The organism is Bradyrhizobium sp. WBAH42 (assembly GCF_024585265.1).
In the GTDB taxonomy this organism is placed as follows: Bacteria; Pseudomonadota; Alphaproteobacteria; order Rhizobiales; family Xanthobacteraceae; genus Bradyrhizobium.
On record NZ_CP036533.1, the window covers coordinates 2,551,948 to 2,574,512 of the forward strand.

20 protein-coding genes are annotated in these 22,565 nt (G+C 65.0%); 14 read left to right on the forward strand and 6 right to left on the reverse strand.

The genetic code is table 11. The features are described from left to right. Window positions 1-127 precede the first annotated feature (127 nt). From DCG74_RS11905 to DCG74_RS11920, 4 genes are all read left to right on the forward strand, one after another. Window positions 128-1,447, forward strand: a complete 1,320-nt coding sequence (locus tag DCG74_RS11905; RefSeq protein WP_172784809.1) for a solute carrier family 23 protein — start codon at window positions 128-130, stop codon at window positions 1,445-1,447. Between the two features lie 69 nt (window positions 1,448-1,516). Continuing rightward, window positions 1,517-2,353, forward strand: coding sequence for an SDR family oxidoreductase (locus DCG74_RS11910; protein ID WP_172784808.1), 837 nt, complete (start codon window positions 1,517-1,519; stop codon window positions 2,351-2,353). Between the two features lie 131 nt (window positions 2,354-2,484). Continuing rightward, window positions 2,485-4,284: a cation:proton antiporter gene (locus DCG74_RS11915; RefSeq protein ID WP_172784807.1), complete on the forward strand. Its 1,800-nt coding sequence runs from the start codon at window positions 2,485-2,487 to the stop codon at window positions 4,282-4,284. A 76-nt stretch (window positions 4,285-4,360) separates the two neighbouring features. Then, window positions 4,361-5,182 (forward strand): NAD-dependent protein deacetylase, encoded by an 822-nt coding sequence (locus tag DCG74_RS11920; RefSeq protein WP_172784806.1) that lies wholly within the window; start codon window positions 4,361-4,363, stop codon window positions 5,180-5,182. A 60-nt stretch (window positions 5,183-5,242) separates the two neighbouring features. Here DCG74_RS11920 and DCG74_RS11925 read toward each other — a convergent pair whose 3' ends face one another. After that, complete coding sequence (locus DCG74_RS11925) at window positions 5,243-6,718, reverse strand: hypothetical protein (protein WP_172784805.1); 1,476 nt, start codon at window positions 6,716-6,718, stop codon at window positions 5,243-5,245. Here DCG74_RS11925 and DCG74_RS11930 point away from each other — a divergent pair. The 5 genes from DCG74_RS11930 to DCG74_RS11950 all read left to right on the forward strand — a co-directional run bounded on the left by DCG74_RS11930 (window position 6,641) and on the right by DCG74_RS11950 (window position 13,748). Next, window positions 6,641-8,725 carry a hydantoinase/oxoprolinase family protein gene (locus tag DCG74_RS11930; protein ID WP_172784804.1) on the forward strand — a complete coding sequence of 695 codons (2,085 nt, stop codon included), beginning with the start codon at window positions 6,641-6,643 and terminating at the stop codon, window positions 8,723-8,725. The two genes, DCG74_RS11925 and DCG74_RS11930, sit on opposite strands and share 78 nt — an antisense overlap. A gap of 2 nt (window positions 8,726-8,727) precedes the next feature. Then, window positions 8,728-10,386: a hydantoinase B/oxoprolinase family protein gene (locus tag DCG74_RS11935; protein WP_172784803.1), complete on the forward strand. Its 1,659-nt coding sequence runs from the start codon at window positions 8,728-8,730 to the stop codon at window positions 10,384-10,386. A 431-nt stretch (window positions 10,387-10,817) separates the two neighbouring features. Beyond that, window positions 10,818-12,536 (forward strand): PQQ-binding-like beta-propeller repeat protein, encoded by a 1,719-nt coding sequence (locus DCG74_RS11940; RefSeq protein ID WP_172784802.1) that lies wholly within the window; start codon window positions 10,818-10,820, stop codon window positions 12,534-12,536. Between the two features lie 136 nt (window positions 12,537-12,672). After that, complete coding sequence (locus tag DCG74_RS11945) at window positions 12,673-12,966, forward strand: cytochrome c (protein ID WP_246708779.1); 294 nt, start codon at window positions 12,673-12,675, stop codon at window positions 12,964-12,966. A 17-nt stretch (window positions 12,967-12,983) separates the two neighbouring features. Next, window positions 12,984-13,748: an ABC transporter substrate-binding protein gene (locus tag DCG74_RS11950; protein WP_172784801.1), complete on the forward strand. Its 765-nt coding sequence runs from the start codon at window positions 12,984-12,986 to the stop codon at window positions 13,746-13,748. Window positions 13,749-13,819: 71 nt separating this feature from the next. Here the strand turns inward: DCG74_RS11950 and DCG74_RS11955 are convergent, their stop codons facing one another. Further along, window positions 13,820-14,464, reverse strand: a complete 645-nt coding sequence (locus DCG74_RS11955) for a glutathione binding-like protein (protein WP_172784800.1) — start codon at window positions 14,462-14,464, stop codon at window positions 13,820-13,822. 107 nt (window positions 14,465-14,571) lie between these two features. Between DCG74_RS11955 and DCG74_RS11960 the strand changes: the two genes are divergently transcribed. Then, window positions 14,572-15,258: a TetR/AcrR family transcriptional regulator gene (locus tag DCG74_RS11960; RefSeq protein WP_172784799.1), complete on the forward strand. Its 687-nt coding sequence runs from the start codon at window positions 14,572-14,574 to the stop codon at window positions 15,256-15,258. Between the two features lies 1 nt (window position 15,259). Here the strand turns inward: DCG74_RS11960 and DCG74_RS11965 are convergent, their stop codons facing one another. Together DCG74_RS11965 and DCG74_RS11970 are read right to left on the reverse strand one after the other, a co-directional pair. Next, window positions 15,260-17,227 (reverse strand): methyl-accepting chemotaxis protein, encoded by a 1,968-nt coding sequence (locus tag DCG74_RS11965; RefSeq protein ID WP_172784798.1) that lies wholly within the window; start codon window positions 17,225-17,227, stop codon window positions 15,260-15,262. Between the two features lie 108 nt (window positions 17,228-17,335). Next, window positions 17,336-18,301, reverse strand: a complete 966-nt coding sequence (locus tag DCG74_RS11970) for a glyoxylate/hydroxypyruvate reductase A (protein ID WP_172784797.1) — start codon at window positions 18,299-18,301, stop codon at window positions 17,336-17,338. A 140-nt stretch (window positions 18,302-18,441) separates the two neighbouring features. On the opposite strand from DCG74_RS11970, the gene DCG74_RS11975 reads away from it, so the two are divergent. From DCG74_RS11975 to DCG74_RS11990, 4 genes are all read left to right on the forward strand, one after another. Next, window positions 18,442-18,810 (forward strand): YciI family protein, encoded by a 369-nt coding sequence (locus tag DCG74_RS11975; RefSeq protein ID WP_172784796.1) that lies wholly within the window; start codon window positions 18,442-18,444, stop codon window positions 18,808-18,810. Further along, window positions 18,807-20,093 carry an RNA polymerase sigma factor gene (locus DCG74_RS11980; protein ID WP_172784795.1) on the forward strand — a complete coding sequence of 429 codons (1,287 nt, stop codon included), beginning with the start codon at window positions 18,807-18,809 and terminating at the stop codon, window positions 20,091-20,093. Before DCG74_RS11975 ends, DCG74_RS11980 begins: the two co-directional genes overlap by 4 nt. Before the next feature lie 173 nt (window positions 20,094-20,266). Next, window positions 20,267-20,806 (forward strand): SRPBCC family protein, encoded by a 540-nt coding sequence (locus DCG74_RS11985; RefSeq protein ID WP_172784794.1) that lies wholly within the window; start codon window positions 20,267-20,269, stop codon window positions 20,804-20,806. Between the two features lie 25 nt (window positions 20,807-20,831). Continuing rightward, window positions 20,832-21,245 (forward strand): VOC family protein, encoded by a 414-nt coding sequence (locus DCG74_RS11990; RefSeq protein ID WP_172784793.1) that lies wholly within the window; start codon window positions 20,832-20,834, stop codon window positions 21,243-21,245. A 104-nt stretch (window positions 21,246-21,349) separates the two neighbouring features. On the opposite strand, the gene DCG74_RS11995 is transcribed toward DCG74_RS11990, so the two are convergent. Together DCG74_RS11995 and DCG74_RS12000 are read right to left on the reverse strand one after the other, a co-directional pair. Further along, complete coding sequence (locus DCG74_RS11995; RefSeq protein WP_172784792.1) at window positions 21,350-21,694, reverse strand: hypothetical protein; 345 nt, start codon at window positions 21,692-21,694, stop codon at window positions 21,350-21,352. Window positions 21,695-22,070: 376 nt separating this feature from the next. Next, window positions 22,071-22,508 carry a hypothetical protein gene (locus DCG74_RS12000; RefSeq protein ID WP_172784791.1) on the reverse strand — a complete coding sequence of 146 codons (438 nt, stop codon included), beginning with the start codon at window positions 22,506-22,508 and terminating at the stop codon, window positions 22,071-22,073. Window positions 22,509-22,565 lie beyond the last annotated feature (57 nt).

The window sequence follows — 22,565 nt, forward strand, 5'->3', positions numbered from 1 at the left end:
AATGCAGGCTCGGGAACGGATTGATCGTGCACGATTTGCATCATGTGATGGGCGCCGCAGAAGCGATAATCACATTTTTGTCTGTTGGCACGACCATCGATCGTTGCGCCGCAACTTGGGTGGGAACATGACGATCGCAACAGGCTCGGGCGAGCAGGGGCAAGGCTATTTTCCACGTTGGAAGCTCAAGACCTCGGGCGTGATCATGCCGGAGGAGCGGCTGTCCTGGGGGCAGACCATCGTCTCGGGTCTTCAACATTGCGTCGCGATGTCCGGCGCGACGATCATCGCGCCGCTGCTGATGGGGTTCGATCCCAACGTTGCAGTTCTGTTCTCGGGCGTCGGCACGCTGATCTTCTTCTTCGTCGTTGCCGGGCGCGTGCCGAGCTATCTCGGCTCGAGCTTCGCCTTTATCGCCGTCGTCATCGCCGCCACCGGCTATGCCGGGCAGGGGCCGAACCCAAACCTGTCGGTCGCGCTGGGCGGCATCGTCGGCGCCGGGGTGCTGTATGGCCTGATTTCGCTGGTCGTGATGTGGTCCGGCGTCGGCTGGATCGAGCGGCTGCTGCCGCCGGCCGTCACCGGCGCTGTCGTCGCCGCGATCGGCCTCAATCTCGCGCCGGTGGCGGTCAAGGCGGTGAGCGCGAGTGCCTTCGACACGGGAATCGGGCTCGCCACCGTGCTGATCATCGGCGTGGTGGCCGTTGCAGCGCCAGGCCTGTGGCGCCGCCTGCCGATCATCCTCGGCGCGGCCGGCGGCTATCTGTTGTATCTGCTGTTCGCAAACGGCCTCGGCTTCGGTAAGCCGATCGACTTCACCCAGCTCTCGGCCGCGCCGTGGCTCGGCCTGCCGAACTTCACCACGCCGAGCTTCCATGCCGATGCGATCTTCCTCATCGCGCCGGTTGCGGTCATTCTCGTTGCCGAGAACCTTGGGCACATCAAGGCCGTCGCCGCCATGACGGGCCGCAGCCTCGATGCCTATCTCGGCCGCGCTTTGTTCGCCGACAGCCTCGCGACCATCGTGGCGGCCTGCGGCGGCGGCACCGGCGTCACCACCTATGCCGAGAACATCGGCGTGATGGCGGCGACCAAGGTCTATTCGACCCTGCTGTTTGCGTTCGCAGCCTTGGTGTCGATCCTGCTCGGCTTCTCGCCGAAATTCGGCGCGCTGATCCTGTCGATCCCGGGTCCCGTCATCGGCGGCCTCTCAATCGTGTTGTTCGGCTTGATCGCCGCGATGGCGGGGCGGATCTGGGTCGAGAACAAGGTCGACTTCGCCAACCCTGCGAACCTGATCACCGTCGCGGTGGCGCTGACCGCAGGTGCCGGCGATCTCACGCTCAAATTCGGTGCGTTCACGATCGGCGGCATCGGCACCGCGACTTTCGGCGCGATCATCCTCTATCAGATCCTGACCTCGCCGCTCGCGCAGCGAGCCGACTAGATCCCAGCACTGCAAGGGATGGAACAAATCGCCGGTTCCATCCATGATGGTGCATCCCGGAGAGAACACATGCCGCAAACCGAACGCTCGACCTCGTTTCCCTCGCGCCTCGTCGGCCAATACGGGCTGGTGACCGGCGCCTCGCAAGGCATCGGCCGCGCCGTTGCCATCCGGCTGGCGCAGGAAGGCGCGACTGTCGCCATCAACTACTTCGATCACGCCGGCAATGCCGAGGAGACCCTTGCCCTTGCACGAAGCGCGTCGAGCGATCGCGGCCACGGCAGGCTCGACCACATCGTCGTCAAGGCCGATATCGGCAATGAGCAGGACATCGCCGCGATGTTCGAGACGGTCCTGGCGCGCTTCAAGCGCCTCGACTGCCTCGTCAACAATGCCGGCTTCCAGCGGGAATCGCCGAGCGAGGCGCTCGACGTCGAAACCTACCGCCGCATCATCGACGTCAATCTCAACGGTGCCGTGCTGTGTGCGCAGAAGGCGCTGGCGCATTTCGTCGCGCGCGGGGCAGGCGGCAGCATCATCAACTGCTCCAGCGTCCACCAGATCATCCCGAAGCCCGGCTATCTCGCCTATTCCATCAGCAAGAGCGGTATGGCCGGTCTCACCCGCACGCTGGCGCTCGAATTCGCGCGGCACGGCATCCGCGTCAATGCGGTCGGTCCCGGCGCTATCGACACGCCGATCAACGCCGCCTGGACGGGAGATCCCGCAAAGCGCGGCGTCGTCACCTCCCATATTCCCATGGGGCGCGTCGGCGCGCCCGAAGAGATCGCCGCCGTGTTCGCCTTCCTCGCCTCCGACGATGCCAGTTATATCACCGGGCAGACCATCTATGCCTGCGGGGGTCTCACGCTGTTTCCAGAGTTTAGGGAGAACTGGGCAAGCTGAGAATCGGCTTGGGATGACGCGTCCCTCGCGCGGGATGGAGGGGCAGGTCCGGTTGGGGGTCTGCGGCGCCGTGTGCTATCGACCGTGGACGATGCTGCCGCTATTGGCAGACGCCGACACATGACGGGCTCGTGACCACAACCATCAACATCAATGCCTATAGCGACGCGCTGGTGGTGCTCGGGACCGCCGGCGTGGTGGTGCCAATGGTCCGGCATTGGGGCATCAATCCCGTGCTGGGCTATCTTGGCGCCGGCGCCATTCTCGGTCCGCTCGGGCTCGGCTCGCTCGTTCGCGACATCCCATTCCTGTATTGGTTCACGGTGACGGACGCGCAGAACGTCGAGGGTATCGCCAATCTCGGCATCGTGTTCCTGCTGTTCCTGATCGGGCTCGAGCTGTCGTTGCGCCGGCTCGTCACGATGCGACGCTTCGTGTTCGGGCTTGGCGGCCTGCAAGTCCTTGCGACCTCGGCCATGATTTTCGGCGTGGCACTTCTCTTTGGGCAGAGCTCCGATACGGCCGTTATCCTCGGGGCGAGCCTTGCGCTGTCCTCGACTGCGATCGTGCTCGAGCTTCTATCCACCGAGAGGCGGCTTGCGACCACAGCCGGGCGCGCCAGCTTCGCGGTGCTGCTGGCTCAGGACCTTGCCGTGGTCCCCGTCCTCGTCCTTGTCGCGGTGCTCGGCGCGGGCAGCGGCGGCTCGGTCGTGGCGCACATCTCCACGGCGATCCTGAAGGCCGTGCTGGCAGTCGTTTTCCTGATTCTGATTGGACGGCTGCTGATGCGTCCGCTCTTCCAGATGGTTGCAGGCACCCATTCGACGGAGTTGTTCGTTGCCGCGACCCTGTTCGTCATTGTCGGCGCAGGGCTTGCCGCCCACCAGGCCGGCCTATCGATGGCGCTCGGAGCATTCGTTGCAGGACTGATGCTGGCGGAGACCGAGTATGGCAAGGCCATCGAGGCCACCGTCGAGCCGTTCAAGGGCCTGCTGCTCGGCATCTTCTTCTTCACCGTCGGCATGGCCATCGACTTCCGCGTGTTCGCGCGGGAGCCCGGTTGGCTGCTGGCGGCCGTTATCGGCATTGTCGTCGGCAAGGCGATCGTGCTCATCATCTTAGGCCGCCTCTTCAGGCTGTCATGGCCGGCGGCGATCGAGATCGGCTTTCTGCTGGGCCCCGTCGGCGAATTCGCCTTCGTCAGCATCGGAATGGCGGCGGCCGGCAACCTGATCGAGCCCCGCGTATCGAGCTTTGCCGTGGCCGTCACCGCCGTGACGATGGCGTTGACACCGCTTCTGAGTATTCTCGGACGAAAATTGGCCGCGAAGCTGGGCAGCGAACGCGCGCCCGATCCCGAGCTTGCGGTTCGGCCGCCCGGCGATCAGGCGCAAGCCATCGTGGTCGGCTACGGCCGTGTTGGAAAAGTCGTCTGCTCGCTGCTGACAAGCCACGGCCTGAACTACATCGCCGTCGATCACGAGGCCGCCAGCGTGGCGCGCGACCGCCGCGACGGCCACAGAGTCTATTTCGGCGATGCGACAGAACCGGGATTCCTCGAAGCCTGCGGCCTGATGCAGACGACCGGCGTGATCATCACCGTCCAATCACGGCCGGCGATCGACGCCGTCGTCGAGCGGATCCGGGCGGTGCGGCCGGATGTGCTGATCGTTTCACGCGCGCGGGACGCCGATCATGCCCGCCACCTTTATGCGATCGGCGCAACCGATGCGGTGCCGGAAACGATCGAGGCGAGCCTGCAGCTCTCCGAAGCCGCGCTGGTCGGCCTCGGCGTTGCGGTCGGTCATGCGATCGCCTCGGTGCACGAGAAGCGGGACGAATTCCGGCGCACGCTGCAGCAGGCCGCCCGCATCGCCGGACAAGAGAAGGCTCCTCCGCCCGATCTCACAGGGCGCCGGTCCTCACGATAGCCACTCGTCCGGACGGCTGTGCGCCGCCGACGCTCGTGATCTGGCAAAATGCACTTGCGCGAACTACATCTGCGCCATGACGAATGCTGCGCCGGGAAACAGATCGCTCCAGGATTTTATCGAGGGGCACGAGAACCTGTTCGTGCTGACCGGCGCCGGCTGCAGCACCAATTCGGGCATTCCCGATTATCGCGATAGCCAGGGCAATTGGAAGCGGACCCAGCCCGTCAACTTCCAGGCCTTCATGTCGGACGCGCCTACGCGCCGGCGCTATTGGGCGCGCAGCCTGATCGGCTGGCGGCGGTTCGGTCAGGCGAGGCCGAACGATGCGCATCGCGCATTGGCCCGGCTCGAGGCGAATGGGCGATGCGGAATGTTGCTGACGCAGAATGTCGACCGGCTGCATCAGTCGGCCGGCCACCGGCAGGTGATCGACCTGCACGGCCGGCTCGATCTGGTCCGCTGCATGGGCTGCGGTCGCAAGACCCCTCGCGACGCGTTCCAGCACGCTCTCGGCCGCGCCAATGCGGCATGGCTGACGCTGGATGCCGCGGACGCACCCGATGGCGACGCCGATCTCGAGCACGAGGATTTTTCCTCCTTCGAGGTGCCGCCTTGCGAGGCCTGCGGCGGCATCCTCAAGCCCGACGTGGTGTTCTTCGGCGAGAACGTGCCGCGCGAGGTGGTGGCCACGGCGCAGGATCATCTGGCGCAGGCCGATGCCATGCTGATCGTCGGCTCGTCATTGATGGTCTATTCCGGCTTTCGCTTCGTCCAGGCCGCCGCGAAACGGCAGATTCCGATCGCCGCGGTCAATCTCGGCCGCACCCGCGCCGACGATCTCTTGACGCTGAAGGTCGAGGAGCGCTGCGAAGCGGCGCTGGCGTTTTTGCTCTGAGCGCATGGCCAGCAGGGTGGCCTGGCTGTTGATCAGGCTCGGCCCGGCACCGTAGCAAGTCTAGTTTGGAGCAATTGCGGCCTTGTTGCCGGCACGCGCGAGCCCATCTTCGAAAAGTTTTGCCTCCTTGTCGCGGCGCTGCTGTAGTCCGGAGACGGTCGGCCATAGTCTCTTCATCGCCCGAATCTGATCGGCAATCTTGTCAAACTCCCGTTTCTCGATCAGCTCCTTGATGGCTCGCATTTCGATGTAGCGATCGCCTTGCGAGTCGAAGGACAGGCCCCTGTTGTATGCGATCGACAGGATCGCTCCGTAGCAATCGGGAGGAAGCTCGCGGGCATTTGGCAGGCGCCCGTCAACCAGGCTCGACCAGCGTTCGATCTGCTTGCCGAATACAATGACCGCGTCATCCCAATCGATCACGATGTCCTGCAAGCTGTTTGCGAGATCGCGCGCGGCTTGCCCTCTGATCGAGACAGCTGTTGTCAGCCGGTTCAGGTCGGCCGAGGCAATCAGGCCGCCCCAGTCCTGATTCATCTGGCCTGGAGACACCGAACCCAGATCATAACCGATCCCGATGGTGACGCCGCCCATGCCTGTCCAAGTTGGATGCGCATAAGTCTTTTCGTAGTTCTCGCGGCCGAGAACCTCAAAGCTCGCTATCATTTCAAGTGCTCTCGGCGAAAGCCTCCGGGATAGCGAGTCGGGAACAGGGAAGTTGGCTGCCCCGGCCGGCGCTGGGAGAACGGGCGCATCCGTTCTTGCAAGGATTCTCGTGACCAGCGCCTTGTCTGTAATGAGTCCGGTTTCAGCAAGGTATCGAATGTTCTTCCGGGATTGCTCGACGTCACCGACGCTGGCCATCTTCAGGATCAATTCGTGCTCCTGCTTCTGGCTTTCCAACTGCTTGGTGCTTTCGAATTTCCTGGTTTCCAGCTCGAGTGAATTGCGGCTCTGCATCGTGGTCGCGACCACGGATCCGAAGATGGTCAGAACCCCCGCCATCAGGGCCGTCGTCAGCGGCGAGAATGCCCGGGCAAGCCAGCCGTTCTCGCGAAGCTTCTGTTCGAGTTCCAACCGCTTGAGCGGGAGCTCGTCGCGCCATCGCTGTTGTTCGAAAAGGAATTTGCGCTCCTCGAGCGGAGTATCGTCGGCCATGCAAGTCACTCCTGGGAATGGCTGCTGCGGGAAAATAATCACGGATGCAATCTTTGGTAAAGGCAGAACGCATCCGCTGCTTGGTCGCGCCGCGCCGGCGATCTCCTCGCGCGTCAGGTCGAGGAGCGCTGCGAAGCGGCGCTTGCATTCCTGCTCTGATCGCTCAGGCGCGAACACGCCTTGCCTATTGCATAGGTGCCGCGCAAAATAGCCGGGCACAGCGCTGCCTGCATGCCTCATGGCACGGGAATTGCTGCGCTTTTTGGACCTAGTCTTGACGACCAGCACGGAGAAATTGGAATGCTTGAGGGAGCCGAGGTGCGGCTTGCCGTCGATATCGGTGGCACGTTCACCGACATCGTGCTGGACGTGGGACAAGATCGCAAAACCCGCAAGGTGCTGACGACGCCGCAGCGGCCCGAGCAGGCGGTGCTGGACGGCATGCGGCTCATCCTTGCCGATGCACGCGCCCATATCAGCGATATCGACGTCTTCATCCACGGCACGACGCTCGCGACCAATGCCATCATCGAGCGGCGCGGCGCCAAGACGGCGCTGGTCGCAACCGAAGGCTTTCGCGACGTGCTCGATATCGGCACCGAGAGCCGCTACGACCAGTACGATCTCGGCATCGACAAGCCGAAGCCGCTGGCCCCGCGCAGCCTCCGCTTCACGGTGCCCGAGCGCATCGACGCCCATGGCGGCGTCCGCCTCCCGCTCGACGAGACGGCCGTGCGCGCGCTGGCGCCGAAATTGCGTGAGCTCGGCGTCGAGAGCGTCGCGATCGCCTTCCTGCACTCCTACGCCAATCCCGAGCACGAGCGGCGCGCGGCCGCAATCATCGCGGAAGAGATGCCCGGCATTTCGGTGACGGTGTCGTCGGCGGTGTGTCCCGAGATCCGCGAATACGAGCGCACCTCCACAGCCGTTGCGAACGCCTATGTGCAGCCATTGATCGACGGTTATCTCGCCCGCATGGCCGACGCCCTGCAGGTCGAGCAGTTTCGCGGCGCGATCTATCTCGTCACGTCGGGTGGCGGCGTCACCTCGATCGAGACGGCGCGACGCTTTCCGGTGCGTCTCGTCGAATCCGGTCCTGCCGGCGGCGCGATCTTCGCGGCGCAAATCGCGGCGCGGCTCGGGGAGAGCAGGGTGCTCTCCTTCGACATGGGCGGGACCACGGCGAAGATCTGCCTGATCGAGAAATACCAGCCCGAGACCTCACGCGTGTTCGAGGTCGATCGTGCCGCGCGCTTCCTCAAGGGCTCCGGCCTGCCGGTGCGCATCCCCGTGATCGAGATGGTCGAGATCGGCGCCGGAGGCGGCTCGATCGCCCATGTCGACGCGATGAAGCGCGTCACCGTCGGCCCGGAGAGCGCCTCGTCGGAGCCGGGCCCGGCCTGCTATGGCCGCGGCGGCCAGCGTCCGGCGGTGACGGATGCCGACGTTGCGCTCGGCATGATCGACCCTGACGCCTTTGCGGCCGGCACGATCAAGCTCGATCCGGAGCTGTCGAAACAGGCGCTGCTGCGCGATGTCGGTGCGCCGCTCGGCCTGTCGGCGGAAACTGCGGCCTATGCCGTGCACGAGGTCGTCTGCGAGAACATGGCGAGCGCGGCGCGCGTGCACGCCGTCGAGCGCGGCGCGGTGGTCGGCCAGCACACGCTGATCGCCTTCGGCGGCGCTGCGCCGCTGCATGCGGCGCGCGTCGCCGAGAAGATCGGCGTCTCCCGCGTGATCGTGCCGTCGAATGCCGGCGTCGGCTCGGCGGTCGGCTTTCTGGCGGCGCCGATCGCCTATGAGCTGGTGCGCAGCCGGCACGTCCGCCTCGATGATTTCGACACCGAGGCGGTCTCCGACCTCTTGCAGGAGATGGCAACCGAAGCACGTGCGCTGGTCGAGCCGGGAGCTGCCGGCGCACCGGTGCGCGAGCGCCGCGCCGCCTTCATGCGCTATGTTGGCCAGGGTCACGAGATCTCGGTCGAGCTGCCGAACCGGCGGCTCACCTCGGCCGATCTCGCCTCCCTGCGTCAGCAGTTCGAAACCGACTATTCGGCGATGTTCGAACGTCCGATTCCGGGCGCGGCGATCGAGGTGTTGAGCTGGTCGGTCCTGGCGACCACGGAGGCGCGCAATCCGCCTGCCGTTGCGGCTGTCGAGCGCAAGGCCACGGCCAAGGCGTCGGGCAGTCGAAAATTCTTCGACGGCCGGGCCGGAGAAGTGATCGAGATCCCGCTCTATCGGCGCGAGGACATGGCGCCGGGGGCGACCATCGCGGGTCCCGCCGTGATCGCGGAAGACGAGACCTCGACCTTCGTCTCCACCAGTTTCGACGCCCATATCGACGGTGCAGGCAGCATCGTCATGGAACGAAAGGCGGCCTGATCATGAGCAAGGCAAATGGCGCGAGCCTGATCGACCTTCAGATCATGTGGCACCGGCTGATCGCCGTGGTGGAGGAGCAGGCGCAGGTGCTTCTGCGCACCGCCTTCAGCCCGATCGTGCGCGAATGCGGCGACCTCTCGGCCGGCCTGTTCGACCTCAGGGGCCGGATGCTGGCGCAGGCGGTGACCGGCACGCCCGGCCACGTCAACTCGATGGCGGAATCGGTCAAGCACTTCATCGCTCACTTCCCGATCGAGACGATGAAGGAGGGCGACGCCTACATCACCAACGATCCCTGGATGGGGACCGGTCATCTCAACGATTTCGTCGTCACCACGCCCTGCTTCAAGGACGGCAAGGTCGTCGCGCTGTTCTCCTGCACCAGCCATCTCATGGACATCGGCGGCATCGGCTTCGGGCCAGACGCCACCGACGTGTTCATGGAGGGGCTCTACATCCCCATGCTGAAGCTGATCGATCAGGGCGTCGTCAACGAGACGCTGATGGCGATGATCCGCACCAACACACGCCTGCCGATCGATACCGAGGGCGACACTTATTCGCTCGCCGGCTGCAACGACGTCGGCTGCGAGCGCCTGGTCGAGATGATGACGGAGTTCGGCATCGACACGCTCGACGAGCTCGGCGATTACATCTGCGAGCGCTCGCGCGAGGCCGTGCTGGCCGAGATCGCAAAGCTGCCGAAGGGCAGCTGGCGCAACACCATGGTGGTCGACGGCTATGATGCGCCAGTGACGCTGGCCGCGACGCTGACGATCTCGGAGACCGGCATCCACGTCGATTTCGACGGCACATCCGCCGCCTCGAAGTTCGGCATCAACGTGCCGCTGTCCTACACCACGGCTTACACCGTGTTCGGCCTCGGCTGCGTCGTGGCCTCGCAGATCCCGAACAATGCCGGCTCGCTCTCGCCGCTGACCGTGTCGGCGCCGGCTGGTGCCATCCTCAATGCCCCGAAGCCCGCGCCGGTCGCTTCGCGTCACGTCATCGGCCAGATGCTGCCTGACGTCGTGTTCGGCTGCCTACGCCAGATCATTCCCGAGCGCGTGCCCGCGGAAGGCACCTCGTGCCTGTGGAATCTCAACGTCCGCGGCCAGACGCGAAGCGGCGCCGGCGGCAATTACGGGTTCTCGATGGCGGTCACCTCGAATGGCGGCACCGGCGCGCGCTTCGGCAAGGATGGATTGTCGGCCACCGCTTACCCGAGCGGCGTGCGCGGCACGCCGGTGGAGATCGCGGAAACACAGACGCCGCTGATCTTCTGGCGCAAGGAGCTGCGTCCGGATTCCGGCGGGGCAGGGCGCACCCGCGGTGGCCTCGGCCAGATCATCGAGGTCGGCAGCGGCGTCGATGCGCCGTTCGACATCCTCGCCGCGTTCGACCGCATCGACCATCCGCCGCGCGGGCGCGACGGCGGCCGGAACGGCGAGGCCGGCTATGTCGGCCTCAAGTCCGGCAAGAAACTGCGCGGCAAGGGCTTCCAGCAGGTGCCGCCGGACGATCGACTGGTTGTGATGACGCCCGGCGGCGCCGGCATCGGCGATCCCCGGGAGCGCGATCGCGCGGCCGTCAACGACGACATCGCGAGCGGTCTCGTGTCGTCGGAGAACGCCGTCAAGGTTTATGGGTACGCGCGTTGATGCATCGACGCGCTTGGTAAACGGAGATCATGATCGCCTTCGTGCTGCTGCTCACGCTATGGCCCGGCATCGTCACGATCCTGCCGAAGGTGCTCTACGGATAAGGCGGCTCGTTCCGAGAAACTTGGCCGCTCAAAACCAAAAACGGTCAGCGCCGCTGCCGTTTCAAGTTGCCCTGCATCAAATCGCCTTCAGCGCGCATTCCGTGTTTGCACGTTCTTTGATCCGTCGTACACTGTAGCGGCAAGCAGAAGTACAATAGCAACCACTCCGGTGAACGTGGCTCCTCGGCGCGATGCGCCGAGCGAGGGGACGTCTGTTGACGATTCGGTCCAATGGAGGACGATCGACGCTCACTGAACTGCAAATAATCCCTCGCGGCGGCGTTCACGAGACGCAATCAACAAACACAAGAGCGGGAGGAAGTGCAAATGAGGAAACAGTGGCTCAGCTCGGTCTTGCCTGTCGTTGTCGTTGCGACGTTTGCAGCGACGGCGGCATTGGCTCAGTCCGTGGATACGGCCCGTATCGAGAGCGCCGGGCAGAACGATTGGCTCACCTATCACGGCTCGTACAAATCTCATCACTACAGCCCGCTTGCGCAGATCAATGCGAGCAATGTCGGCAATCTGGGCGTGGCGTGGATGCACATTCCCGGACGCTCGACGCGCGGGCTGCAGTCGATGCCGCTCGTAGCCGACGGCGTGCTGTACTATTCGGGCTCTTACAGCCGCGTCTTCGCGCTGAACGGCGCGACCGGCGAAGTCATCTGGTCGTTCTTTCCGGAGCTGGATGAAGCGCTGATCAGCCGGCAGACCCACTCGCCCTACAACCGCGGCGTCGCTCTCGGCGAAGGCAAGGTCTTCGTCGGCACGATGGATGGACGTGCCTTCGGGCTGGACGCCAAGACCGGAAAGGTTCTCTGGGAGACCAGGCTGCTCGACTCGCAGAAGCTCACGGTCGGCTTCACCGGCGCGCCGCTTTACGCCAAGGGCAGCGTGATCATCGGCGCGCAAGGCGGCGAATGGCCGGGCCGCGGCCCGATCTTCGCGCTCGATGCCGCGACGGGAAAGAAGAAGTGGGAGTTCCTGACGGTCGCAGGCACCGACGAGGCCATGAAGACTTGGGGCAACGAGTCCTGGCGCACCGGCGGTGGTGGCGGCTGGATGCCGGGCACCTACGATTCCGAGACCAACACCATCCTGTGGGGCACTGCGAACCCGGCGCCGCTCTACGATTGGTCGGGCGCAGACTACAAGGCGCAGGGCGCGCGTCCCGGCGACAATCTCTACACCAGCTCGGTGATCGGGCTCGACATCGATAGCGGCAAGCTGAAATTCTACCATCAGGAACTGCCGCACGATGCCTGGGACTTCGACAGCTCCGTCGGCGAGTTCGTGATGCTCGAGCGTGACGGCCAGAAATACGTGGTCCATCCGAACAAGGGCGGCTTCGTCTTCGTCTACGACCGCAATCTCGCCGTGAAGAACGTCTGGCGGCTGGTCGAGAACATCAACTTCGTGAAGGACATCGATCCCAAGACCGGCGCGCTGATCGGCCGTCGCGACTTCCCGGTCGGGAAGGTCACCGAACCACCGCTGTGTCCGTTCATCGGCGGCGGCATCAGCTGGAACGCCGGCTCGTACAGCCCCAAGACCGGTCTCTATTACAAGATCGGACAGGAATGGTGCATGACGCTGGATATCCAGAAGACGACCCCGGTCACAGCGCCGCAGGCCCAGCTCAACATCGGTGCCGATTTCAAGATGGTGCCGCCTCCGGGCGGTGAGATCTACGGACACCTCGACGCGCGCGATCCCATCACGGGCGCGAAGAAATGGGAAGTTCGCTATCCCGAGCCTCCGCTCGGAAGCGTGCTGTCGACCGCGGGCAACCTCGTCTTCGTGCCTGATTCCCGCGGCGTGCTGCACGCCTATGATGCCGAAACCGGCGCTGAGCTGTGGAAGCACAACAACGGAACCGGCCATCAGGGCGGCATCGTCAGCTACTCCGTCGGCGGCAAGCAATATATCGCCGTGACGGCGGGCTTCGGCGGGATGCTGGCAGACGAATATGCGCCGAACTTCGGCGGCGTCTACAAGAGCATGCCGCGTGACGACGGCGCCTTGGTCGTCTTCAGCCTGAAATAGTCTGCCGCAGATGTTCGGTCATGGAGCGGGCGCAAGCCCGCTCCTCGATCGACGTCGCGGCCGTGCGTGGATCAGGAATGGAGCGTAGCTGTTGAGACTGCCTTGCAAAACGATTCCGGCGGGGCTGGGCGCCTCGTTGCTGTGGGCTGCGCTGGCCCAGGCACAATCCGCCACGCCCGCGCCGGAGAACGCGGCGTTCGAGGTCGAGCAGGTGTTCGCGGGGACGTGCGGCTTTTGTCACTCTGACGGTGGCCGTGCCGCCGGCAAAGGGCCGCAACTGATGAATTCGCCGCGCGACGACGACTTCATTCGCAATCGCATCAAGCAGGGCAAGCAGGGGGCGATGCCGGCCTTCGACGGCGCCTTCACCGACGCCCAGATCGACCAGATGGTCAAATACATCCGCGCCCTGAAACCGCGCGAGGGTTGAACCGCAGAGAGCGCGGCATGAAGGCATTTGTCCCTGTTATCGTCGCCGCCATCGTGCTGTCGGGGCCGGCGTCGGCGCGAACCCTGGAGGCGATCCGCTCCAGCGGCGTGATCGGGCTCTGCGCACATCCCAATTCGCTTCCCTTCGCGCACAAGACCGGCGATCCGCCCGGCTTCCAGATCGAGCTCGGCCGGGTTCTGGCACGCGAGCTCGGTGTCTCCCTGAGGCTCGACTGGATCATCACGCAGTACCAGATGCGCAGCGCCGGCTGCGACATTCTTCTGGACGTCATCGCCGATCGCGAAGCGCAAGGCGAAACCCGCCTGAGAATCTCCAAACCATATTATCGCACGGGCGTCGCGCTTGCCGTGCCTTCATCCAGCACGCTCACGTCCTTCGCGAGCCTCAACGGGTCGACCAAGGTGGGCGTGCAGGTTGGATCGATCGCAGCCATGATCATCGGTCAGCGGCGCGTGCCGATATCGACCTTCGGCTTCGAGAGCGACAGCCTGGAGGCCGTATCGAACCGCGAGATCGATGCCGCCGCGGTCACGCCCACTGCGGCGAGCTATTTCAATCTGACCCATCCGGACAATCCGCTCCGGATCCTGGATCGCGATGAGAGCACGGCCGATCTGAACTGGAACGTCGGCGTCGGCATGGTCCGCCCGGACGATGCATTGCGCGATGCCGTCGACGCAGCGATGGAACGGCTGCGCAGCGACGGCACGATCGACCGGATCTATCGCCGCTACGGCATCACGCTGCAGGCGCCGAGATAGCGCGCTGCACGACGAAGCGACGCTGTCCCGACTGAGCCGGGATAGCATCGCTGCCGCGCGAATACGGAGCCTCAGGCCGCCGCCTTCTTCCGCGCGAGCTCGGCCTTGTACAGCTCGAACTCCTCGGCGACCGCCCTCGCGAATGACGGCCGCTGACGCAGGCGCTCGTAATACGCCTTCGCGTTCGGCCATTTCGCAAGCTCGATCGGCGGCGTCGCCATGGTCCAGTTGATGACCGTGGCGAGATAGGCATCGGCCACGCTGAAATGGTCGAGCAGGAACTCGCGTCCCTCGAGGTATTTGTCGAGATAGTCGAGCCGCGACAGGTTCTTCTCCAGCGCATACGCCTTGGCTTCCTGCGGCGCCTTGCGGTCGAGCAGGGGAATGAAGAGACCCTTGTGCAGCTCGGTGCCGATGAAGCAGAGCCACTGATGCAACCTTGTGCGCTCGATGCCAACTGTGGCGCCGAGACCGGATTGCGGAAAACGGTCCGCGACATATTGCAGGATGGCGGCGTTCTCGGTCAGCACCACGCCCTCGTCGGTGCGCAGCGTCGGCACGAGGCCGATCGGATTCACGGTGCGGAAGTCGTAGCCGTCGTTCAGCACCTTCTTGGTCGGCGGATCGACTTCGAGATAATTCGCCTCTGCGCCGGCTTCATACAATGCGACGCGCGTCGCCATCGAGCAGGCAAGCGGCGAGAAATAGAGATCCATCTGGTAGCCTCCTTGGGCAATTCCTCTTTGGGTGTCGCTCAACCTGGCCAGATTGATTTTTGTACCATCTTGCATAATATGGATGCGGTCAAGGATTATTTTGCGAAATGGTACAAAAATCGAAGCCGCCAGCTGCTGCCAATCAGCCCGAATCCCGCGGTCAACCCGAGCGCCGCGGCCAGCCTAAGCGCCGCGGGCGCCCGCGCGCCTACGAGCCCGATGTCGCGCTCGGCAAGGCGCTCGATCTGTTCCGCAAGCAGGGTCTCGCGGCCACCTCGCTGGACGATCTCAGCGCAGCCACCGGCATGAACCGGCCGAGCCTCTACGGCGCCTTCGGCGACAAGCGCGAGCTCTACATCAAGAGCTACCAGCGCTATCGCGACGAGGCGGGCGCGGCGATGGTCGCGATCTTCCGCGAGGAGATGCCGCTGCGGCAGCGGCTGGAGCGCATCTACGCTTCCGCGCTGGACATCTATCTGTCCGGCGACACCGGACCGCGCGGTTGCTTCACGGTGGTGACCGCGGCCTCCGAGGCGGTCGGCGATCCCGAGATCCGCGCCATGGTGCTGGACGGCCTCACCGGGCTCGACAAGGCGTTTGCCAGTTGCTTCCGCCGCGCCAAGGAGAAAGGCGAGCTGCCGGAGAGTGCCGATCCGTTCGCGCTGGCGCAGATCGCATCGGCCACCGTCCACACCATTGCCATCCGCTCGCGCGCCCGCGTGCCGCGCAAGGAGCTGGAGGCGATCGTGAAGGGCGCAATCGACGTGATGGTGGGAGCTGGGACCAGGGCCTGAGCTACGCCGCGCGAATCTGCGCGAGGAAACGATCCACCTCTTCGCGCAGCCGCTGCGATTGCTTGGCAAGCTCGACCGCCGAGCCCAGCACCTCTTCGGCGGCGGTACCCGTCGCTGCGATGCCGTCGGTGACGCCCGCAATGTTTTGCGAGACTTCGCCGGTGCGGGCCGCGGCCTGCTGGACGTTTTGCGCAATCTCCTGCGTTGCCGTGCCCTGCTGGCCGACGGCGGCGGCGATCGCGGCCGAGATCTCGTCGACCTGCTGGATGGTTGCGCATATCGACTGGATGCCGTCAACCGCGCCTGACGTCTCGCCCTGCACGGCGGTGACCTGTGCGCCGATCTCCTCGGTCGCCTTCGCGGTCTGGGTTGCCAGCGCCTTCACCTCGGACGCCACCACGGCGAAGCCGCGGCCGGCTTCGCCCGCGCGCGCCGCTTCGATCGTCGCGTTCAGCGCCAGCAGGTTGGTCTGACCGGCGATGCCGTTGATGAAGGAGACGACGTCGCCGATCTTCTGCGCGGCGTCGGCGAGGCTCTGCACACGCGCGTTCGATCGCTGACCGTCGCTGGCCGCCTTGCCGACCACCTCGGTCGCATGGGCGAGGCGGCGGCTGATCTCGGTCATGGACGAGGATAGCTCTTCGGCGGCTGCCGCAACCGTCTGCACGTTCTCGGAGGCCAGCGCCGAGGCCGACGACACCATCCGGGTCTGCTGCCGCGACTGTTCGACGATGGCCGACATCGATCGCGCCGTATGCTCCATCTCGACCGCGGCCGAGGACACCGTGGTGACGACGTCGCGGATGCTGGCTTCGAAATTGTCGGCGAGCGCCGCGAAAGTCCGCCGCTTCTCCGCCTCGGACTGGGCCTTGGCCTCGAATTGCTCGGCCTGAAGCTTGCCGAAGCTCACGGCATTGTCGCGGAACACCCCGACCGCCTTCACCATCGCGCCGACTTCGTCATTCGCCGTGCTGACGGGAACTTCGACGTCGAGCCGGCCGTCGGCGAGCTCGCGCATCACTGATGTGATCGACAGGATCGGACGCGAAATGCTGCGAGCGATCAGATAGCCGACGATCGCGGCCAGCACGAGCCCGAGCGCGGCGATCCCGAGCGAAAGCCACCACGCGCGATCGGCGGAAGCGACATAGTCGGCATTGTCCATCACCAGCTCGACGGCGCCGAGCGGCTTGCCGGAAAAGTCCTTGACCGGTCCCAGCAGGGCGGCGACCGGCGTGCTGTCGAGCTTGCCCTGCCGCACCGTGAAGTCGCCGCCGGTGGCCCGGCCGTAATCGGTCGCATCGAAGAAGCTCTTGCCCTTCAGCGTGCCGCCAAAGAGCTTGAAGCCCGAACCATCGGCGAGATGGAAGGCGATGTCGACATGGCGGTTGGCTTTGAAGTCGTCGAGGAAGGACTGGCCGAAGCTCAGGCCGAATTCGACGCTGCCGAGATGCTTGCCGGTTTGCGCGATCGGCACCACGCCGCGGATGCCGAGACCGGCGACGCCGCCCTCGAGACCGACCACGACCTTGCGGTCCTGGTTGGAGGCGACGACCGTCTTGCGAAAGCCGGAGAGGTCGTCGCCGAACTTGGCGGGTTGGTGCACGCGCAGGAACGAGGTTGCCGGCGCCACATGAAACTGGAACTGCTCGACGCCGTACTCCGATTTGGTCGCGGTGAACACCGGGCCGAACAGGGTGACGAGCGCGTTGCGGTCCTGTTTCGCCATTGCATCCTGCGTCGCCGGCATCGCGGCAACTACGGTGCTCATGGCGGCGGCGCGGCGGGATTCCTCGGCGATGCGCGACAACAGGGCATCATAATGGCTGCGCAGCTCGCGCTGGTCGGCGCGGTCGATGATCCCGCCGATGATCCACATCGCGCCGAGCACGGCAAACAGGGTGGTCGCTGCGGCCGTCACCGCCAGCGCAACCGTGATCCGCATCCTGAGACCGAGACTCGCCCGCATGTCCGACTCGTTGTTTGAGCGTTGATTAACAACGCCTATCAACTTCTCGCTAAGAGAGCGTGAATGGGATACCGGCGGAGCGCGCGGTCGTGCGCCTCTCAGGCGGTCTCAATAGCCCCTTGCGCGGTCCACCACGTTCTCCAGCGCGCCGCCCGCCTCGAACCGCGCGATCTGCTCGGCAACATAGGCCGAGATCGCATCCGCGTCGGTGTCGGCGGCATTGTGCGGCGTCAGCACCACCTTGGGGTGGGTCCAGAACCGGCTGTCCTTTGGCTGCGGCTCCTGCACGAAGACGTCGAGCGAGGCCGCGCCGAGCGTGCCGTCGTCGAGGCAGGCGAGAATATCGGCCTCGTTCTGCAGGCCGCCGCGCCCGGCATTGATCAGCACCGGCGCGCCGAGCGGACTGCTGCGGTTGAGCTTTGCGAAGACGTCACGGTTGAGGATGCCGTGCGTGTCTGATGTCAGCGGCAGCAGGCAGACCAGGATATTGGTCGCGCGCAGGAATGCGTCAATGCCGGCCGTGCCATGGAAGCATTCGACGCCGTCGATCGTGCGCGGGCTGCGGCTCCAGCCGGCGACCCGGAAGCCGAGCCGCCGCAGCACGTCGGCCGCGTCGGCGCCCAACGTGCCCAGTCCCATGACGCCGACCGTGATCGCGCTGGCCGGCCACTGATATCTGGGCTCCCAGCGCTTCTCGCGCTGCGATTGTCGGAGGTAAAGCTCCTGGCGGTGATGCATCAGAACGTGCAGCACGACATATTCGGTCATGCGGTTGGTGAGATCGGGCACGGCGACGCGCACTAGTGGCACCTCGGGCAGGCTCTTGTCGGCCATCAGCGCGTCGACGCCCGCCCCGAGGTTGAAGATCGCCCGCAGATTTGGGAACGCACCGAGATCGCCCGGCACCGGCTTCCACACCGCCGCATAATGCACCTCCGCCGGATCGAGCCCGGCGTCCGGTAGCAGCACCACGCGGCGGTCCCCGCAGACGGCGTCAAACCGGGCTTTCCAGCGCTCCGGCAGCCAGTTCTGCTGCGTGCTGTTGATCAGGACGGCCAGTGTGCCCATGGTCATTCGAAGTGCCTCTTCAGGTTCCGCTCGAGAAAGCCCTCCTTGGCACGATCTGCCGGATTTTTCTTGCAATTTTTTTCCGCAGCGCTGTCGGCGCGGGGCATATTGGCGCGTCTTCAGAACAGACGAGGGAAGTGCCGGCCATGCTTTACGCCATTCTTTGCTATCACGATGAGGATTTCGTCGGCTCCTGGAGCAAGGACCAGGACGAGGCCGTGATGAAGAAGCTCTCCGTCGTGCAGGAGAAGCTCACCAAGCAGGGCCGGCTCGGGCCGGTGGCGCGGCTGTTGCCGACGACTGCGGCGGCGACCCTGCGCAAGGAGGACCCGCCGCTGGTGCTCGACGGCCCCTATGCCGAGACCAAGGAGCAGCTGCTCGGCTTCTACATCGTCGACTGCAAGAACCTCGACGACGCCCTCGACGTCGCACGCGAGCTGGCTGCCGCCAACCCCGGCGGCGCCTACGAGGTGCGTCCCGTCGGCGTGTTCCGGCCCGGAGGAAACCTGACGTGAGCGAGGCCGATACCGCCTGGATCGAGACTGCGCTGACCTCGGCGCGACCCCAGGCGGTCGGCGCGCTGCTGCGCTATTTCCGTGATCTCGACACCGCAGAGGAGGCCTTTCAGAACGCCTGCCTGCGCGCGCTGAAGACCTGGCCGCAGAACGGGCCTCCGCGCGATCCCGCGGCCTGGCTGATCATGGTCGGCCGCAACGTTGCGATCGACGAAGTGCGACGCGCGCGCAGGCAGCAGCCGCTGCCGGAGGACGACCAGGCGATCTCCGATCTCGACGACGCCGAAGGCGCGCTGGCCGAGCGGCTCGACGGCTCGCACTATCGCGACGACATCTTGCGGCTGATGTTCATCTGCTGCCATCCAGGACTGCCGGCGACGCAGCAGATCGCGCTGGCGTTGCGCATCGTCTCGGGCCTCACGGTAAAGCAGATCGCACGCGCGTTCCTGGTCTCGGAAGCGGCGATGGAGCAGCGCATCACGCGCGCCAAGGCAAAGGTCGCCGAGGCCGGGACACCGTTCGAGGCGCCCGGCGCGGTCGAGCGCTCCGAACGGCTCGCCGGCGTCGCGGCGATGATCTACCTGATCTTCAACGAAGGCTATTCGGCGAGCGGCGACACGGCTGAAATCAGGAAGCCGCTGTGCGAGGAGGCGACCCGGCTGGCGCGGCTGCTGCTGCGGCTGTTTCCGAGCGAGCCGGAGATCATGGGTCTGACCGCGCTGATCCTGTTGCAGCACGCGCGCAGCGCCGCGCGCTTTGCCGCGGACGGTTCGCTGATCCTGCTGGACGATCAGGATCGGTCCTTGTGGAACGGCACCATGATTGCGGAGGGCCTCGCGCTGATCGACAAGGCGATGCGCCACCGCCGCAGCGGGCCCTACCAGATCCAGGCCGCGATCGCCGCGCTGCATGCGCGCGCAGCGACGCCGGAGGAGACCGACTGGACGGAGATCGACCTGCTCTACGGCGCGCTCGAAGTGGTGCAGCCCTCGCCGGTGGTCACGCTCAACCGGGCGGTCGCGGTCTCCAAGGTGCGCGGGCCGCAGGCCGCGCTCGAACTGATCGAGCCGCTGGCGCCGAAGCTCGCCAACTATTTCCATTTCTACGGCGTGCGCGGCGCCTTCCTGATGCAGCTCGGCCGCAACGACGAAGCCCGAATCGCCTTCGACCGCGCCATTGCGCTCGCCAACACCTCGGCCGAAGCCGCCCACATCCGCATGCATCTCGATCGCCTGATCCGGGACAGCCAGCCGAGGGCAAAGGAAAGCGCGAAGACGAAGTAGGGCAGGTGCCCCTAAACCGTCATTCCGGGGCGATGCGAAGCATCGAACCCGGAATCTCGAGATTCCGGGTTCACCCTTCGGGTGCCCCGGAATGACGCTGAAATAATTCCGTTTCCGTCTTGTCGGCCCCAGCCGTTCTCCTTCGTCTTAATCCCGTATCCAGGAGAGCCCTCATGCTGAAAGCCATTGCCGTCATCGCCATCGTTCTCGCCGTCGGCATTGCCGCGGTCCTCGTCTTTGCCCTGACCAAACCCGATACGCTCCGTGTCGAGCGCGCGCTCGCCGTGAAGGCGCCGGCCGCTGCGATCTATCCGCTGGTTGCCGACTTCCATCGCTGGACCGCCTGGTCGCCCTATGAGACCCGCGATCCCGCCATGAAGCGGACGTTCGGCGGAACCGCTGAAGGCAAGGGTGCGACCTATGCCTGGGACGGCAACAACAATGTCGGCGCCGGCCATATGGAGATCCTGGAGGCGAACGGGCCCTCCAAGCTCCGCATCAAGCTCGATTTCGAGCGGCCGTTCGAAAGCCACAACACCGCCGAGTTCACCTTTGTGCCGCAAGGCGATGCCACACTCGTCACATGGGCGATGTACGGTCCGGCCCCGTTCCTGTCCAAGGTCATGCAGGTGTTCATCAACATGGACGGCATGATCGGCAAGGATTTCGAGGCGGGCCTCGCCGGCCTGAAGAAGCTCACCGAGAAGCAATAGGACTGCAACGAAGAGGAGAGAAACGATGCTCAATCCCTATCTGTTCTACCAGGACAATTGCGAAGCGGCGTTCAACTATTACGCCAAGGTTCTCGGCGGCAAGATCGACGCAATGATGCGCGCATCGGATGCTCCGCCGGAGATGCCGGCCGCGCCCGGCCGCGAGAAGATGATTATGCATGCGCGCATGTCGCTCCCCGACGGCAGCGTGCTGATGGCTTCCGACGCGCCGGCCGAGCACTTTCACAAGCCGCAGGGCTTCTCGATCTCGCTCACGGTCAAGGATCCTGCAGATGGCGAGCGCAAGTTCAACGCGCTCGCCGACGGCGGCAGCGTCACCATGCCCTTCAGCAAGACGTTCTGGGCCAAGGGCTTTGGCATGTGCGTCGACAAGTTCGGCATTCCCTGGATGGTGAATTGCCCGGCCGAAGGCATGTGACGGGCGCGAGCGCGATCCGTCGCGTTGCGATCCCCTCTCTCCAATGCTGCGGGAGAGGGGACGTACGCTTCGTTACGTCACGAGTCGATCGGCCGTGTCTCCTCTCACCGGATTGATCCGGTGACGTCCTCGCGCGGCGGCGACGATTCCACGCAGCGAGGACAGATCACGAGCTTGGCGCCGAGCTTCTTGTCGTTCTCCGCCTGTATCTCGTCCTGGACCGCCCACCACGCCTCGGAATATGGGCGCAATGTGCCGAGCACCTTTTCCCGCTCCTGATTGGGATCACTTGGGGCCGGCGCGCCGGTCGTGACGCGCCGCTTGGCGACATGCGGACGGTTCGGATCCTTGCCGAGACCATCCCATGCGATGGCGCGGCGCTCCTGCGCCTCTGCGCAGCCGATCAGCGCTGTGCAAAAAGTAAGCACGATGAAGCCGTGTCGAATCATGCCGGGCTTTTGCCTCCATAAGCGGCGCGCGAGAGACACGCGCCTCATCGGTTCAATGGAACTCAAGGCAAAACAAGCTTGCCGGCATGGCCGAATATGAGTCGTGCTTTCGCATCACTTTGCGGACGCAGTGAGGCGCCGGCTGCATCGCACAACAATTGGCGCAATATTGGGCTGTGATATGCACGTCAGAATCGCTATTGGTGAGTCATAAAAGCTACAAACTGGGATGGACGTCACGTGGAAGGGGAGCGACCGATGGCGGCGGCGCTACAGATCAACTTTGCTCTCTGGGGAATGCTCATTTGCGCCAGCGCGAAGCTGGCGCCGGTGATCCAGACGCTCTTTTGAAAGCGGTTGGCGGCTGCCGGCTGTATCAGCGGCAACGCGGATAGATCGCGGCGAGATCGCGCCCCTTCAACAGGAGCAGCCGCGAGCTAAGACCGCCACGGCGGCTGATCCAGTCGCGCACCGGGCCTGGATAGGCGGCAAGCACCGCGACCGATGCTTCCGGTTCGGCATAGAAGCGGCCGCGCCGGTCCACCGATCGCGCGGCGTGGAAGCCGAGCACGGCGCGCTTGGTGACGCAGATGCGCTCGCCCGGCACGATGCTCAGCACCAGCGTGCAGGCGGACAGGCAGGGGCCGTCGATCACGACGCGCTCGCCGCTCTCGCGCACTTTCTCGAACAGATCGAGGAACGGCCCGACCTGTCCACCCGGGGATTGGATGATGCGGATCTCGGCCGCCGCCGGCGCGGCGACGAGCAGCGCGGATGCAAGCATCAGGGTTTTGAGGAAGGTGATGCGTTGCATGGTACTCTCCACGAACTCGATTCCGTAAGGGTGGGTTAGCCGACGGATGCGCGAAGC